15 protein-coding genes are annotated in these 15,808 nt (G+C 69.6%); 10 read left to right on the top strand and 5 right to left on the bottom strand.

All coding sequences use genetic code 11. The features are described from left to right. Positions 1-36: 36 nt before the first annotated feature. The 7 genes from ACMCNK_RS21970 to ACMCNK_RS21940 all read left to right on the top strand — a co-directional run bounded on the left by ACMCNK_RS21970 (position 37) and on the right by ACMCNK_RS21940 (position 6,726). The gene (locus tag ACMCNK_RS21970; RefSeq protein WP_412738267.1) at positions 37-1,242 is read left to right on the top strand and encodes a sensor histidine kinase; all 1,206 of its coding nucleotides are present in this window, start codon (positions 37-39) and stop codon (positions 1,240-1,242) included. Further along, a complete protein-coding gene (locus tag ACMCNK_RS21965) occupies positions 1,239-1,982 on the top strand; it encodes a LytR/AlgR family response regulator transcription factor (RefSeq protein WP_412738266.1) in 744 nt (247 codons plus the stop codon). Before ACMCNK_RS21970 ends, ACMCNK_RS21965 begins: the two co-directional genes overlap by 4 nt. Before the next feature lie 94 nt (positions 1,983-2,076). Continuing rightward, on the top strand, positions 2,077-2,517 hold the full coding sequence (locus ACMCNK_RS21960) for a MerR family transcriptional regulator (RefSeq protein ID WP_412738265.1): 441 nt from the start codon (positions 2,077-2,079) through the stop codon (positions 2,515-2,517). A 9-nt stretch (positions 2,518-2,526) separates the two neighbouring features. Next, complete coding sequence (locus ACMCNK_RS21955; protein WP_412738264.1) at positions 2,527-2,862, top strand: YnfA family protein; 336 nt, start codon at positions 2,527-2,529, stop codon at positions 2,860-2,862. Between the two features lie 177 nt (positions 2,863-3,039). After that, the gene (locus tag ACMCNK_RS21950) at positions 3,040-3,729 is read left to right on the top strand and encodes a response regulator transcription factor (protein WP_412738263.1); all 690 of its coding nucleotides are present in this window, start codon (positions 3,040-3,042) and stop codon (positions 3,727-3,729) included. A 154-nt stretch (positions 3,730-3,883) separates the two neighbouring features. Beyond that, positions 3,884-4,915, top strand: a complete 1,032-nt coding sequence (locus tag ACMCNK_RS21945) for an ATP-binding protein (protein WP_412738262.1) — start codon at positions 3,884-3,886, stop codon at positions 4,913-4,915. Positions 4,916-5,289: 374 nt separating this feature from the next. Further along, on the top strand, positions 5,290-6,726 hold the full coding sequence (locus tag ACMCNK_RS21940; RefSeq protein ID WP_412738261.1) for a DUF4153 domain-containing protein: 1,437 nt from the start codon (positions 5,290-5,292) through the stop codon (positions 6,724-6,726). Between the two features lie 484 nt (positions 6,727-7,210). On the opposite strand, the gene ACMCNK_RS21935 is transcribed toward ACMCNK_RS21940, so the two are convergent. Continuing rightward, entirely contained in the window at positions 7,211-7,552 is a 342-nt protein-coding gene (locus ACMCNK_RS21935) for a polymorphic toxin type 30 domain-containing protein (protein WP_412738260.1), read from the bottom strand. Between the two features lie 308 nt (positions 7,553-7,860). Between ACMCNK_RS21935 and ACMCNK_RS21930 the strand changes: the two genes are divergently transcribed. The 3 genes from ACMCNK_RS21930 (at position 7,861) to ACMCNK_RS21920 (ending at position 10,938) form a co-directional block, all read left to right on the top strand. Further along, positions 7,861-8,256: a DUF485 domain-containing protein gene (locus tag ACMCNK_RS21930; RefSeq protein WP_412738259.1), complete on the top strand. Its 396-nt coding sequence runs from the start codon at positions 7,861-7,863 to the stop codon at positions 8,254-8,256. Then, positions 8,253-9,887, top strand: a complete 1,635-nt coding sequence (locus ACMCNK_RS21925; protein ID WP_412738258.1) for a cation acetate symporter — start codon at positions 8,253-8,255, stop codon at positions 9,885-9,887. Before ACMCNK_RS21930 ends, ACMCNK_RS21925 begins: the two co-directional genes overlap by 4 nt. 136 nt (positions 9,888-10,023) lie before the next feature. Next, positions 10,024-10,938, top strand: coding sequence for a hypothetical protein (locus tag ACMCNK_RS21920; RefSeq protein ID WP_412738257.1), 915 nt, complete (start codon positions 10,024-10,026; stop codon positions 10,936-10,938). A gap of 101 nt (positions 10,939-11,039) precedes the next feature. On the opposite strand, the gene ACMCNK_RS21915 is transcribed toward ACMCNK_RS21920, so the two are convergent. The 4 genes from ACMCNK_RS21915 to ACMCNK_RS21900 form a co-directional block, all read right to left on the bottom strand. Next, positions 11,040-12,548 carry a glycosyltransferase family 2 protein gene (locus ACMCNK_RS21915; protein ID WP_412738256.1) on the bottom strand — a complete coding sequence of 503 codons (1,509 nt, stop codon included), beginning with the start codon at positions 12,546-12,548 and terminating at the stop codon, positions 11,040-11,042. Positions 12,549-12,669: 121 nt separating this feature from the next. Further along, positions 12,670-14,751, bottom strand: coding sequence for a hypothetical protein (locus ACMCNK_RS21910; protein ID WP_412738255.1), 2,082 nt, complete (start codon positions 14,749-14,751; stop codon positions 12,670-12,672). A gap of 142 nt (positions 14,752-14,893) precedes the next feature. Beyond that, on the bottom strand, positions 14,894-15,373 hold the full coding sequence (locus ACMCNK_RS21905; RefSeq protein WP_412738254.1) for a deaminase: 480 nt from the start codon (positions 15,371-15,373) through the stop codon (positions 14,894-14,896). Between the two features lies 1 nt (position 15,374). Further along, complete coding sequence (locus ACMCNK_RS21900; RefSeq protein WP_412738253.1) at positions 15,375-15,599, bottom strand: hypothetical protein; 225 nt, start codon at positions 15,597-15,599, stop codon at positions 15,375-15,377. Positions 15,600-15,808: the final 209 nt, after the last annotated feature.

Raw genomic sequence — 15,808 nt, 5'->3', positions numbered from 1 at the left:
TGGTGTTTTCCGCCGCGGGCGGACAGGATCTGCTGCGTGGGCGCGCGTACCGGCACCGTCGTGGCGGTACTGGCCGTGCTCCTTGCGCTGGCCGCGGCGGTGCTGGCCGTGGTCCGGCTGCGGGCACGACGCGGCGTAGCGACACCACAGCAGAGAGCCACGTACGACGTGCTGCACACCGCGGCCCTCGCGGCGGAGCCGCTGCGCGCCGGACTCACCGCGGCCGCGGCGGGAAAGGCGGCCCGCCACCTGCGCACACTCGTGGGGGCGGTCGGCCTGGCCGTTGCGGACACCGAACGGTGTCTCGCGTTCGACGGGCGCGGCGGGCACCATCGCGACCAGCTCACCGCGGCCGCCCACCGGGCCGTACGGGCGAACCGGTCCATTGTGTTGTCCAGCACCGACCTGCCCTGCGACCGGGTGGACTGCATCGTGCGCGGCGCCGTCGTCGCCCCGCTGGCCGGGCCGGACGGCCGGGCCACCGACGCGCTGGCGGCGGTCGCCGACGCCCAGCCCGCACCCGGGTTCGTGCAGGCCACCCTGGAGGTGGCGCGCTGGGCCGGGTCGCAGCTCGCGCTGGCCGAGCTGGAGTCGTCGCGGGAACGGCTGGCCCGCGCCGAAGTACGGGCGTTGCGGGCGCAGATCAGCCCGCACTTCATCTACAACGCGCTGACCGCGATCGCGTCGTTCGTGCGTACCGACCCGGAGCGGGCACGGGAGCTGATCCTGGAGTTCGCGGAGTTCACCCGGTACTCGTTCCGGGCGCACGGCGAGTTCACCACGCTGGCGGAGGAGCTGCGCTCGATCGACCGCTACCTGACCATCGAACGGGCCCGCTTCGGCGACCGCCTCCAGGTCCGGCTGCAGATCGCGCCGGAGGTGCTGCCGGTCGGGCTGCCGTTCCTGTGTCTGCAGCCGCTGGTGGAGAACGCGGTCCGGCACGGTCTGTCCCGCAAGCCCGGCGTCGGCATGCTGAGCATCGAAGCCCGCGACGCCGGGGCGGAATGCCACATCACGGTCGAGGACGACGGGGTCGGGATGAATCCGGAGGTGCTGACCGCCGGGGCCACCCCCGAGCCGGTCGGCGACGACGCGGGCCAGCACGTCGGGCTCTCGAACGTCGACGAGCGGCTGCGCTCGGTGTTCGGCGATCGTTTCGGGCTGGTGGTCGAGACCGCGCCGGGCGCGGGGACGAAGGTGAGCATGCGGGTGCCGAAGTTCCATCCACAGGTCCGCGCATGAGCCTCGTCGTGCTGGCGGTCGACGACGAGCCCCCCGCGCTGGACGAGCTGGCGTACCTGCTGAACGCGGACGCCCGGGTGGCGTACGTGCACCGGGCGGGCGACGCGACCGAGGCGCTGCGCGTGCTGCGCGACATCGAGGTGGACGCGGTCTTCCTGGACATCCGGATGCCCGGACTCGACGGCATGGAGCTGGCGCGGGTCCTGCACCGGTTCGCGCGGCCCCCCGCGATCGTGTTCGTGACCGCGTACGACGACGGCGCGGTGGACGCGTTCGATCTGGGCGTCACGGACTACGTACGCAAACCGGTGCGCGCGGAACGGCTGGCCGAGTCGCTGCGCCGGGTGGCCGGGGCGCGGACCGTGCCCGCCGCGCCCGTCGCGTCTCGGGTGGACGAGCCGAGCATCCCGATCGAGCTGGCGGGCACGACCCGGATGCTGCCGCGTTCCGCGGTGCGCTGGGTGGAGGCGCAGGGCGACTACGCGCGGCTGCACACCTCGGACGCCTCCCACCTGGTCCGGGTGTCGCTGGCGACGCTCGCGGAGCGGTGGGCGCAGGCGGGTTTCGTACGGATCCACCGCTCGTACCTGGTGCAGTTGAGGCTGATCACGGAGCTGCGCCTGACCCAGTCCGGGTACGTGGTGTCGGTGGACGCAGTGCAGTTGCCGGTCAGCCGCCGACACACCCGGGAGCTGAAGGACCGCCTGATCCGGGCCGCGAAACACGACTGGACCCGCTGATTCCACAACGTTGTCCACAGGCCCGGACGAGTTTTCCCCAGAGTTATCCACAGGGCTTGCAACCTGTACCTGGGTATCGGTTTATCGTCGGAAGATGACGCCCGGGGATGAGCCGTTGCGCAGCGGTCAGGTCGCCGCCGCGGCCGGGGTGAACCTGCAGACCCTGCGCTACTACGAGCGTCGTGGCCTGCTCGCCGAGCCGCAGCGCAGCCTCGGCGGCCACCGGCTGTACCCCGCCGACTCCGTCACCGTGATCAAGGTGATCAAGGCGGCGCAACGGCTCGGCTTCACACTCGACGAGATCGCCGACCTGCTCGACGCCGGCCGCCACCGCCACGGCCGCCGCCGTGACGCCCGGCTGCACGAACGGGCCCGGGCCAAACTCACCGAGGTCGAAGAAAAGATCGCCGACCTGCACGTCATCGCGGAGACGCTGCGCGCCGCCGTGGACGCTGGCTGTGACGACCTCGTCACCTGCGCCGGCGAGCCGTGCTGCCCCATCCCGTTCGCCACCATCGGCCACCCCGGTCGGTAGCGTGCGGGCATGACGGTCGCCCGTTCGCTGCTGCTGTTCGTGCTGGCCGCGCTGGCCGAGATCGGCGGCGCGTGGCTGGTGTGGCAGGGCTGGCGCGAACACCGCGGCCTGTGGTGGATCGCCGCGGGCATCGCCGCCCTCGGCGTGTACGGCTTCATGGCCACGTTCCAGCCCGACCCCCACTTCGGGCGCATCCTCGCGGCCTACGGCGGGGTGTTCGTCGCCGGGTCACTCGCGTGGGGGATGGTCGTCGACGGATTCCGCCCGGACCGGTGGGACGTGACCGGCGCGGCGATCTGCGTGCTCGGCGTCCTGGTCATCATGTACGCGCCGCGCGGCGGCTGATCTCCACCATTCGTTCACAACGCCAACCCCCTGCCTGCACGGATGATCAATAGGCTCCTCACCCGAGGCCGGTGAGTCACGGGGGCGCACCGGCCTTGCGCCACCCGCACACGATGCGGGGCGGCGAATGCGCTGGGTGCCGGCCGAGCGGTGCTGCAGCACGAACGGAGGAGTGACGTGGAGACAACGGTGCAGCGGCGAATTCTCGTGGTCGAGGACGAGCGGACCATCGCCGACTCGGTCGCGGCCCGGCTGCGCGCCGAAGGGTACGCGGTGGAGGTGGCCGGAGACGGCCCCGCGGCTGTGGAGGCGGCCCGGCGTACCCCGCCCGACGCGATCGTCCTCGACGTCATGCTGCCCGGCTTCGACGGCCTGGAGGTGTGCCGCCGGGTCCAGGCCGAACGGCCCGTGCCCGTACTCATGCTGACCGCCCGCGACGACGAGACCGACCTGCTGGTCGGACTCGCGGTCGGCGCGGACGACTACCTGACCAAGCCGTTCTCGATGCGGGAACTGGCCGCCCGCGTACACGCCCTGCTGCGCCGCGCCCAGCGCAACGCCGAACGTGCGGATGCCGCGAAGCTGCGGCTCGGCGACCTGGAGATCAACCTGGCGGAGCGGCGGGTCCAGCGTGGCGGGGTGGAAGCGCACCTGACCCCGACCGAATTCGACCTGCTCGTGCACCTGGCGCAGCGGCCGCGCGCGGTGCTCCCCCGGGAACGGCTGCTCGCCGACGTGTGGGGCTGGGCCGACGCGTCCGGCACCCGCACGGTCGACAGCCACATCAAAGCCCTGCGCCGCAAACTCGGCGCCGACCTGATCCGGACCGTACACGGCGTCGGGTACGCCCTGGAGGTGTCCCGATGAACTCGTGGCCCCCGTCGGGGTCGCCCGACGAAGCTGCAGCGCCCGTTCGACGTGGCCGCGACGTGGTCGTCTCCGGCGGCGACGCTGCCAATAAGCCCGTGGCGCCCGCTCTCAGCGAACACGACAAGCCCGTGGCGCCCGTCGAGGCGGCCCGATGAGGTTGTGGCGCCCGCTTGATCCGGTCCGGTCGATCAAGGCGAAGCTGTCCCTGGCGCTCGGCTTCGCGGGCGGGGTCGGGCTGCTGGTGTTCTGGTGGAGCATCGACTTCATGCGCGTGGAGCTGTCCTGGCTCGCCATCGCGGTCGCATTGGCGCTGGTCACGCTGCAGGTGATGGCGCACGGGGCGACCGTGCCGCTGCGCGAGATGACCGTGGCGGCGCGGGCCATGGCCCGCGGCGACTACACCCGCCGGGTGCGTACCCGCTCCCGCGACGAGGTGGGTGAGCTGGCCACCGCGTTCAACCAGATGGCCGCGGACCTGGCGGCCGCGGACCAGCACCGGCGCGAGCTGATCGCGAACGTCTCGCACGAGCTGCGTACGCCGATCACCGCGCTGCAGGGCCTGCTGGAGAACATCGTGGACGGGGTGGCGCAGGCCGAACCGGAGACGATGCAGACCGCGCTGTCCCAGACCCAGCGGCTGGGCCGCCTGGTCGCCGAACTGCTGGACCTGTCCCGGCTGGACGCCGGCGTGATCCCCCTGGCCCACGACCCGATCGACGTCGCGGATCTGCTCGCCGAGGCCGTACGTGAAGCAACGGTCAACGCAGCCGGAGCCGGGCGCGACGTCCGGTTCGCGGTATCCGCCCCCGATGTGTCGATCCGCGGCGACCGCGCGCGGCTGCACCAGGTCTTCGCGAACCTGCTCGACAACGCCGCCCGGCACAGCCCGCCCGGCGGCACCGTGACCGCCGCCGCCTCATTGCGAGACGGGCGCCTGGTGGTCGCCGTGACCGACGAGGGCGAGGGCATCCCGCCCGCCGAACGGGAACGAGTCTTCGAACGTTTCACCCGCGGCGAACGCGCCGCCGGTGGCGGCACCGGCCTCGGCCTGGCGATCGCCCGGTGGGTGGTCCACCTGCACCAGGGCACGATCGCGGTCGTCGACCCCGCCGGGAATCACCCGGCCGGGCGGGCGCGGCCCGGGTGCCATATCCACGTGACGCTGCCTCTGCAGCCCGCCTGACCCAGGAGGTCAATATGCCTGAAACACCTGGCTCTGCCGTGCCCTCATCTCCGTCCGGGCCCGCAGACTCCGGCCCGGCGAGCACATCCGACTCAGCCACCTCGCGGCCGACAGCGGCCCCCAGCCCGGCAGCCGCCCCCAGCCCGGCGACCGCCCCCGGCCCGACAGCCGGTCGTAGACCCACAGCTCCACCCCGCCCGGCCGCGGCCGGTCCGGGCACCGCCGCGCCTCGCCAGACCGGCGCGAACTGGGGGCCTCCGACCATGGCGCCACTGCACGGGCCGTGGATCCCTGCGTCCCCGTGGGGCCGCACCTGGGCCGGACCGGCGCGTCCCGCCTCCCCCGCGGGGCTGCTGGCGATAACCGGAGCCGCGGTGGTCGCTGCGCTCAGCCTCCCGCTCGACCGGCCTGGACTGGGCTGGCTGATCACCGCACTGGCCGGGATCGCTGCGCTGGTCGTCGCGCGGATGGTGCGGCACCCGCTGTCACCCGGGACACCCTCGCCACAGGTGTCGTGGCGGGCGCCCGCACTCCCCCGGGCCCGGTTCGCCTGGTCCGCAGCGACCGTGTTGCTACTCGCGGCCGGGACGCTGCGCGCCGCCGGCTGGCTGTTCGTACTGTGCGTCCTGACCGCCGCGGTGACCGGGGCACTTGCCGTGGCCGGCGGCCGGTCGCTACGCGGAATGGTCGTGGCGAACGTGCTGGCACCGGTCGCGGTCCTGCGGTCCTTGCCATGGGTGGTGAAGGGCCTGGCCCGGATCCGGCGCGGCGGTGCAGGCGCATCCGGCACCCGGGTCGCGGCGACGATCGCGGTGTCAGTCGCACTGCTGGTGGTGTTCGGCGCGCTGTTCGCCTCGGCGGACGCGGCGTTCGCCAGCGTGCTGGACTCGATCGTCCCCGACCTGCGCGCAGACATCGTCGTGCGCTGGTGCTTCATCTTCGCGGTGACAGCGGGTGCGCTGTCCGGCGCTGCGTTCCTGCGCGCCGCTCCCCCCGATCTGTCCGGATGGGAGCGACCCGCCCGGCGCACGGTACGCCGCCTGGAATGGGCCGTCCCGCTGGGGCTGCTGGTCACGCTGTTCGCGGTCTTCGTGGCAGTGCAGCTTACGGTCCTGTTCGGTGGCGCGGACCACGTGCTGAAAACCGAAGGCCTCACGTACGCCGAGTACGCCCGCAGCGGCTTCTGGCAACTGCTCGTGGTGACCGGGCTGACGCTGGCGGTGCTGGCCGCCGCGGCACGGTGGGCACCGCGGGAATGCCGTACCGACCGGATGCTGATCCGTTCCGTGCTGGGAGCGCTGGCCGGACTGACCCTGGTGATCGTGGCATCGTCGCTGCACCGCATGAACCTGTACTCCGACACGTACGGCCTGACCCGCTTGCGGCTCCTCGTTGCGCTCTGCGAGCTGTGGCTCGGTGTGGTGTTCGTGCTGGTGCTGGCCGCGGGCGTGAAGCTGCGGGCCGCCTGGCTGCCTCGGGTGGCGGTCGGTGTGGGGGTGTTCGCGCTGCTGGGGCTCGTCGCGGCGAACCCGGACGGGCTTATCGCAGACCGCAATGTCGACCGGTTCGTCCACACACACCGGATCGACACGTGGTACCTCTCGACGCTGTCCCCGGACGCAGTTCCGTCGCTCGACCGTCTCCCCCAGCCAGAACGAGAATGCGCACTCGGCCCGATCAGCCTCCACTTGTCCGTGGACCCAGACGACTGGCGCGGCGCCAACTACGGCCGCGCCTACGCCCGCGACCTGCTGGCAACTCGTCCGGCAATGCGAGACCGCGTATGCCCCCAGCCGTACGCATTGGACTGACTACGAGGTCAGACTCATCAAACGCCCACGGTCGCACCCGTCGGCACACGAAGATGCCAGCGACGCCACATGCCGCCGACGCTCCGCTTGCCGCTTTAGAGGCAGGTTTGAAGCGGCCGCCAAGAATCTCATGTCATTCTCCCTACACTCGCGGATCGTCCCCTTACCGACTCCGAGTCCGAGTCCGAGCTCATTCAGATAAGACAACTGCTCTTCGTTCAGGTCGTCGCTAATCAGTCGGCCGAGCGAACTCACCAACCCACCCCGCAATGGGTGAGTGTCCGAGATCTCGCGAATCGCATGCAACTGCGCCTCCCGCACCCGAGAATTCGTCTCGACAGACGCCATATTGGCAAGCACGAGTACGACCGATCCAGCTTCTTCGCGGTCGAATACGGTCGCCAAGTCGCTCGCATTCTCCGCGCCAGCTTCCCGGTCCCCAACATTAGCTGCCACGATACTCCTGAGCAGCTCGATCAGATCCTCAGCACCGACAGCCATCACAACCCCGGGAACTGATTGGGCGAAGGCATGTGCGTCGCATTGGCTGCGCCAGGATTGTAGTTGGGGATATTTGGATCATGAGATTGAGCATGGAAAAAAAATTCCCGTCTTCATCTTGATACTGGCGGCCAATCTGCACCGTATATGTTTCGCCTGTCGCGGAGTTGGATCCGGCCGGGGCCATACCGTCGGGACCATGAATCCGAAGACGCACGGTCTTGCCAGCATCATTAGTCCACTTGAACTCCCGGCCATACTGCGACCCGCCATTCGCGTGCGGCGTAAGTTCCCGCACGCTGGCGTTATCGGGAACGATGCTCATCGGATCCTTACCTCTGAGATCATCTCCGCCGCAGTTGTGGACGAGGACCGGTGTGTTGCGGCGAGCACATAGTACGTGTGGATGTCGGCGCTGGTGAGGTTGTGCATCGTGCGCCGGCCCGAGAAATGGCGGACTGCGCCAGGGGAGATGCTGTTCTTGCCCAATACAGGCGAGCTTCGCTCCGTTGGCGATGTCGTCCAGGTCATCGAAGGCTCGCATCGAGAAGCGATTGCTCGCGAGGAGTCGGCCGGCGAGGCCGGGGACCGCCTGCCCTTGACAACGTGCGAGCGGCGGCCAAACTGCCGGGCATGGCCACCGACGATCCACAGTCCGCGATGCAGCGGCGCGTCCGGGTCGTGCTGGGCGAGGTCGCGGCCCGGCGCGTGCCCGAGGATCAGACTCGGGCCGATCTCGCCGAGCAGACGCCGGTGGGGGAGGCCCTGGTCAAAGGGCTGGTACGGGCACAGCTCGCCCTAGCCCTGCGCCTGTCGCTGGTCGTGGTGGCCGGGTTGGGGACGCTCCCGCTGCTGTTCGCGGTGGCCCCCGCAGTCGGCGCCGCGAAGGTCTTCGGCATCGGCCTGCCGTGGCTGCTGCTCGGTTTCGGATCGTTCCCGTTCCTGGTGGCCGTGGGCTGGGCGTACGTACGCTTCGCCGAACGCAACGAGCAGGACTTCACCGCTGTGATCCGCAGGCCCGAGTCGTGAACCCGTACGTTGTCCCTGGCCTCGTCCTTGTCGTCCTGGTCACGATCGGCATCGGCGCGTACGGCCTGAGGGTCGCCCGTACCACCTCGGACTTCCTGGTGGCGTCGCGTTCGGTCAGTCCGAGCTGGAACGCGGCCGCGATCGGCGGCGAGTACCTGTCCGCAGCCTCGTTCCTGGGCGTCGCCGGGCTGATTCTGCGCTACGGCGTGGACGTGCTCTGGTATCCGGTCGGGTTCGCCGCGGGATATCTGGCGTTGCTGCTGTTCGTGGCCGCACCGCTGCGTCGCTCCGGCGCGTTCACGTTGCCGGACTTCTGCGAGGTGCGGCTGCGTTCGCCGGTGTTGCGCCGGCTGGCCACGGTCTTCGTCATCTTCATCGGCTGCCTGTATCTGGTGCCGCAGTTGCAGGGTGCCGGGTTGACGTTCACGACAGTCACCGGTGGGTCGTACACCTGGGGCGCGATCGTTGTCGGGCTGGTGGTGACGGCCAATGTGGCGCTCGGCGGCATGCGGGCGATCACGTTCGTGCAGGCGTTCCAGTACTGGTTGAAGCTCACGGCTCTGGCCGTACCGGTGATATTTCTGGTGTTGCAGTGGCAGTCGGATGGTCGGCCCGCGGTGACGCCGCCGGACGGTCCGGTGTTCGCGGTGCAGACGACTGTCGAGATTCGCCACGACGCGGTGTTGGCTGTGGATGGTGCTGTTCGGACTGTCCACAGAGGTGAGCATTTGACTTTCGGGGCCGGACAGCCGGTTCCGGAAGTGAGCACGGTGGACGGACGTCGTGGCGACGACTGGCTGTTGCCGGCCCGCGAGGGTGGCCTGTTCGTCACGTATTCGCTGATCCTGGCGACATTTCTGGGAACGATGGGCTTGCCGCACGTATTGGTTCGGTTCTATACGAATCCGGACGGCGCTTCGGCCCGGCGTACGACGTTGGTGGTGCTGGGCCTGGTCGGCGTGTTCTACCTGCTCCCGACGCTGTACGGCGTGCTGGGCCGGATCTACACCCCGCATCTGCTGATGACCGGGCGTACGGACGCGGTGGTGCTGCTGCTGCCGGAGGCCGCGCTGGGTTCGGGGCCGCTCGGTCAACTCCTGGGTGCGCTGGTCACCGCGGGGGCGCTGGCGGCGTTCCTGTCCACCTCATCCGGGCTGCTCACCAGCGTCGCCGGGGTGGTGTTCACGGATGTGCTGCACGCGGACCGGGCCGGCTCGGTCCGCGACTTCCGGCTGGCCACCGTTCTTGCGGCGGCACTGCCGCTGACCCTGTCGGTGTACGTGGCAGATCTCGACGTGTCCCGGGTCGTGGGTCTGGCATTCGCGGTGGCCGCGTCCAGCTTCTGCCCGCTTCTGGTGCTGGGCATCTGGTGGCGGGGGCTGACCGATGTCGGCGCGGCGACCGGGATCCTGGCGGGGGGCGGTGCCGCGATGGGTGCCGTCCTGGTGACCGTGCTCGGACCGCCGCTGCACGGGTGGCCCGCGCAGGTCGTCGGCCAGCCGGCGGCGTGGACCGTGCCGCTGGCGTTCGTCGTGATGGTCGCCGGTTCGCTGCTGACCGCCCGGCGGGTGCCCCGCGATGTGGGCGCGACGATGCTGCGCCTGCACGCTCCGGAGTCATTAAGACTGTAGGAACGCTCGCTAATCCGGACTTTAAGTAACCTTAAGTGATCCGGCTGAACTTCGCGGCCCCGCGCTCCCGTATCTCCCGGTACTGCAACGGGCAGTGCTCATGACGCGAAGGAGCGGGTGCATGTATCGACGCGGGATGACGGGGCGAGCACGGAAGCTGATGATCGGGGCGGCCGCGGCAGCGCTGGTCGGTGGCGCGTTCGCCATCAGTACTGGCGTCAGCAACGCCGGGGAGAACTGCGGCGGTCTGGACCAAGCCCTGCAGAACAATCTGAACTTCATCGCCGGCCAGAAGGCGAACCCCGACGCCCAGTCGGCCGCCCGTATCGCCAACCGCCAGGCGGTCGTCGACCTCATTCAACAGCGCCGCGCCGCGGCGGGTTGCACGGCCAACGTGGCCGCGAACAACGGCGCCGGCCAGGGCAACAACGGCAACGCCGGTAACGGCAATGCGGGCAAGGGCAACGGTTCCGGGGAGAACTGCGCCGGGCTGGACAAGGCTCTGCAGAACAACCTGAACTTCATCGCCGGCCAGAAGGCGAACCCCGACGCCCAGTCGGCCGCCCGTATCGCCAACCGCCAGGCGGTCGTCGACCTCATCAACCAGCGCCGCGCCGCCGCGGGCTGCACCGGGAACGCGGGTGCAGGCAACGGCAACGCCGGTAACGGCAACGCGGGCAAGGGAAACAACGGCCAGGGCAACCAGGGCAACGGCAACAACGGCCAAGGCAACCAGGGCAACGGCAACAACGGCCAAGGCAACCAGGGCAACGGCAACAACGGGAACGGCAACGGCACGGGTGCGGGCGAGGTCGTCTGCAAGGGCTCGACCGTGACGACGACCGGCACCGGCGGCGCCACGGCGCTGAGCGGGAACTTCCCGATCGGCACGACGCTGAAGGTCACCAACCTGGACAACAACAAGAGCATCACCGTCAAGGTGGCGGAGCCCGCGGGCAGCTGCATCCTGCTGAACAAGGGCGCCTTCGACCAGATCCACGAAGAAGGCAAGCTCCTGATCCGGCGCGCCGTGATCGAACGGGTGGGATGAACGGGGGCTCACCCGTTGCGGCCCGGGCCAGCCTGAAGGCTGGTCCGGGCCGCCCTCCGGTCTCCAAGGTCAGCTCGTCAGCACGCCGATGATCAGCGCCGTCAGCTCGTCAGCGCGCCGATGATCAGCGACGGGATCCACATCAGCGCGTACGGCACGAGCACCAGCAGCAGCATCGGTTCGGCCCCGCCGCGGCCGGCGGCGAGACTGGCGCCCACCACGGCCACCAGGGTGGCGACGTTGAGGGCGCGGATGCGCAGCGCGGGCGCCACCCGTACGTTCTGTTTCTGGCGGTTGGTCTTGGGTGTGACGAACCAGGACTGGGCCACGTTGCGGAAGCCCTTGATGTTCGCGATCGCGTACGTGTGCACCACCGACAACGCGATCCAGCACGCGGCCGGGATGTAGAGCAGGTTCACCCATTCACGTTTCTTGATCGCGTGCACGACCAGCGGTGGGATGCCGCTGGACAGGGCGATCAGTGCGGTGATCGCGAGCGGGAGGGCGACCGGGCGCAGCACCTCGTCGGGTGCCGGGCCGGTCCAGCCGAGGGCGGAGCCCACGACCGCGACGACCGCGGTGAGCACACTCCACAGCAGCGCGAGCTCCACACCGAGCGCGACCGTGTAGTACGCGTTCTGACGCATCAGGCTGAGCTTGGTGCCCAGGCTCAGCCGCGAGCGCAGGACCGGGCGGAAGTATTCCTTGAACGTACGCGCCGACCCGGTCGCCCAGCGCTGCTGCTGGCGGCGGAACGCCTTGTAGTTCGGCGGCACCTCGCCGGTGTTCTTGACGTCCTCCAGGAAGACTCCGCGGTATCCGGCCAGGTAGAAGCGGTTGGACAGGTCGATGTCCTCGGTGAGGTGGCCCGCCCGGAACCCGCCGACCGCGGAGAGCGCTCTCAGCTTGAACAAAGCACAACACCCGGTGAACAGGATCATGTGGTTGAGCCGCTGCCGGCCCGGCAGGTCGACCAGGTAGCAGGCCTCCTCGCTGATCGCGAGGCAGCGCTGGAAGTGGTCGCCGTGGCCGTAGTGGTAGAGCCGGGTGGTCTGCACGTACGCGATGTCCGGGTCGGCCTCGATCGCGCTCAGGCAGCGTTCGATCGCGTCGGTCTGCGGGCGCCAGTCGGCGTCCAGCAGGTACATGTAGTCGAAGTCGCGCTGCTGGAGATAGCCCTCCAGGGCCTTGAGGTTGCCCGCCTTGAAGCCGGTGTTCTCGGCCCGGTGGAACAGCACGAACCCGTCGGACTCCCAGAGTTCGACGTCGTTTCCGTCGTAGCGCACCGGAATCGGGCCCGCGCATCCGCGCGCGATGGCCAGCCCCCGGAGCAACGCGATGGTTTCGGGATCGGTGGAGTCGTCACCCACGATGATGGTCTTGTTCGGGAACGTCAGGCGTTCACACGCGGTGACCGTGTCCGCGATGACGGCCCGCTCATTGAAGGACACGATCACGACGGCCACGCGCGCGTCCGGCCGCGGCGTGGTGGTCGGAAGCGGCTTCCTGAACAGCGCGGCAATCGTGTACGCGTACGTGTGGACCGCGAAGAATCCGAAGTAGACGATCAGCAGAAGCGGTACTGACAGTAAGAGGGTGGAGATCACCATGGCGAATCACGCTACGCGAGCATCTTTCACAGCAGCGGAACGGTGGGATGTCCGTTGTGTAATGCGCCGGTGAGTCCTGGCGCAACCGTGCCGGGCTCAGCGACCGACTGTCACGTCCACGCTACTCGCCGGTGGCCGTGAACGCGCGCTGGAGCTCGTCCGCGCCCGGCTTGAGGCGTTCGGTGTAATACACCCGCTGCCATGGTTGCCACGTGAAGACACTGCCGGCCTGTACGGTCTGCCCGGCGGACACGATGACCATCACACCAGGACTCGTGGCGCTGGCAGATTCGCCGGCCTTGGGCGTCAGGACCTGCAGCGATGACGGATCGGAGAAGCCGGCCAGCGCCCACGGGATGCGTACGGTGAGATCCGCCCCGTTGCGCACCCACAGGGAGCGGCTGTCCGCGCCGGGGGCGGCCGGATCCAGGGTGCCGTATCGCAGTTTGCCGACGTCGAACAACTCCACCGGCATCTGTTTGTTCAGGGTGGGAATGTAGAGCGGCCGGTTCACGACGAGCTGGTACGCATGCCAGCCGGGCACGGCCTTGGGTCGTGCGCTGTCCGGCACGTTCCAGTCCAGTTGCAGCGGGTCGAGTTCGGTGCGGATCCACGCCTGCCCGGTGTTCTTGGCCAGATCGAACGTCAGTGCCGCGTCGGGGCGCCGGTCCGTGGAACCGGGCGGCGGGTCACCGGTGATCTGGGGCAACGTGTCCAGGCCGATGGTGAGCCGCTCCGGCGCCGGGTCGGCCGGCGTGATCCGCAGATACAGGAAGCTCTCGTCGTAGCGGGCGACGACACGGCGTGCGGGCGTGCCGTTCGCGCTGTCCACGAGCGTCTGTTCGGGCTGGTCCGGAGGGCCGTTCGGGTCGGTGGCGAGGATGCCGAAGTACTGCTCGTTGGTCAGCGGGTCGTGCCAGAGTTGGCGCCGGTCCGCGGGTACCTGGTGATTCACGGTATTCCAGGTGAGCTTGAACCATTCGTCCGTCCAGGCGAACACGAACGCGCCGCCAAGTCCCTGATCCCGGATCAGCTTCAGCATCTCGGCGTCGATCCGCATGGCCTCCAGCTCACTGTGGTCGCCCTGGCCGCGACCCAGCGGGCCGAGATGCGCGGTGCCGATGGACGACGGCACCCCGAACTCGGTGACCAGCACCGGCATGCCGGTGTGGTGACGGCGCAAGGCATTCAGGTACGCCGCATACGGGTCCTTCTCGCCGCGGTACTCATACCGTTGAAAGTCCGGATAGTACGGGTACGCGTGGTAGCTGGCGAATGTGCCGCCGGGCCACGCAGCGGTCGGCCGGACGTGGTTGGCGTCGACCCCGACCAGGTCCTCCTTCTCCAGCGGCTCGTACGCGTGCCGCAGCGGGTCGGTGGTCGGCCAGTTGGCGAACGCGATCGGCTCCGTGCGTCCGCGCTTCGCCTCGGCGGTGGCCAGTTCGTCCATCCGGGCCGCCAGCCACCGTTCCGTGGGGCTGGCCTGCGGCGTACTCGTGAAGTAGTCGCCGTGATGGGCGGGGGCCGCGCCGTTCTTGCGGTCGCTGGCCGCGGTGGCTTCGGGATCCCATTCCACACCGACGATCCACCCGGCGAGCCAACGGCTGACGTCGGTGGTCCACGTGCCGCTGGCCCGTCCGGGCGTGGGCGGGCGGGTGAGGTTCCCGGAAACCGCCGCCGAGGCGTCGCGCAACTCCGCGGTGAACGCTTCCGTGACCGCCGTGTCGTACAGGTTCTGCTTCTGCACGTACGACTCGTCGGGCAGATACACGCCCTGCATCAGGTAGAGCGGCCGGTCCGGGTGGGCGTCGTTGTACGCGGCGAGCTGGGTGTAGAACGCCGGCGGGTGGATGGTGTAGTTGCGCACCACCCGGACCCCCATCAGTCCCATCGCGGCGAACCACGCGCGGTAGTGCGCCTCGGTGATGCCCAGTTCTCCGGGCTGGTGGCCGGGAGTGGTGCTGCCGAGGTTCACGCCGGGCAGGAACCGCCGGTCGCCGCCGGAGGTGTGCAACGCGAACCCGTTCGCACCGGCCTGCGCGAGCACGGCCAGCCCGGCAACCGTCGCCGGCTTGGGCGCCCACGAGCTGCCCGCCGGCAGGGGCGGCAGCGCGTCCAGCCCCGCGATGACCTGTTCTTTCGGGGAGGCGGGCCCGGCCTGCTGGTGGCAGGAGGAGCCCGCGGTGGCGACGACGAGCAGCACAGCGCATACCCTGGCCAGGGCTCGGCGGCCCGGACCGTTCCGGGCGTACGCGCGGTCTGCCACGGGTACTCCCCATCACCAGCTCAGCGACTCACCCCATCATCCATCACCATTCCATTCAGAACGGGTCAAAGCGGGGTGATCAGCCGGTGAAATCGACCTGCCTGACGTCCATGACGTGCGAGTTGATCTCGCGGACCTGGCGACCCAGGTCGTGGATCTCCACCACCTCGACACCGTGGCCGCGCAGCACCTCCACGCCGTCGCAGTCGGCGAACAGAACCGGCTCACGCAGCGCGATGACGACACGGCGGATTCCGGCGGCAAGGATCAGGCTGGTGCACGTGCCCGGCCGCGACCGCCGCGCCGTACACGGCTCCAGCGTGCTGTAAATGGTGGCCTGCGACAGATCCCGTGCGGCAGCGCCGCGCAGTTTGGCGAGGGCGCCCTCCTCGGCGTGATCACGCGGATCGATCTCGCCGGTGTGGCCGGTTGCCAGCACCAGTCCACCGCGATCCACGACGATCGCACCCACCGCATAGTTCGTCCGCGTCGGCGGCGCGAGTCGCGACAGCTCGACGGCAGCGGTCAGCCACTGACGGTCGTCGTCTCCGTTCGACATGTCACGACCCCGCGACTGCGCGGAGGATGGCGTGACCCACGACCTGCAGAGCGGTGAGCAGAGGCCGGCGGAAGACCAGCAGCGTCGCGATCACGGCCATCGCGACCACCACCGATGCGACGAACACGGCCACATTGGTCGCCGCGTACCGGCGTTTCGAGAGGCGACGCTCCGGCTCGGCGTCAGCCTCGGGCGGTGGGTTGTCACCGTCCTCGAAGAAGATCACCCGCGTACGGTACTGCCGTCCGCCCGCGGCCCGCTGTGAATCGCCTCCCACCTCGCGACGCGTTCCGGAGGACGAGGATTGCGACGAGCCGTACTCCTCATCGGCTCACCGGGCGGAGGCCGGCCTGACGGACGAACACGTTTCGCCGCTCGACGGCCCTGCCGCGATCGTTGAGGACGGGGGGATGCGCCGCGATGTCCGCCAACCCA

Origin of the sequence: Krasilnikovia sp. MM14-A1259, assembly GCF_047159535.1 — a bacterium.
Taxonomy (GTDB): domain Bacteria; phylum Actinomycetota; class Actinomycetes; order Mycobacteriales; family Micromonosporaceae; genus Actinoplanes.
This window is presented reverse-complemented; position numbering and strand designations above follow the sequence as displayed.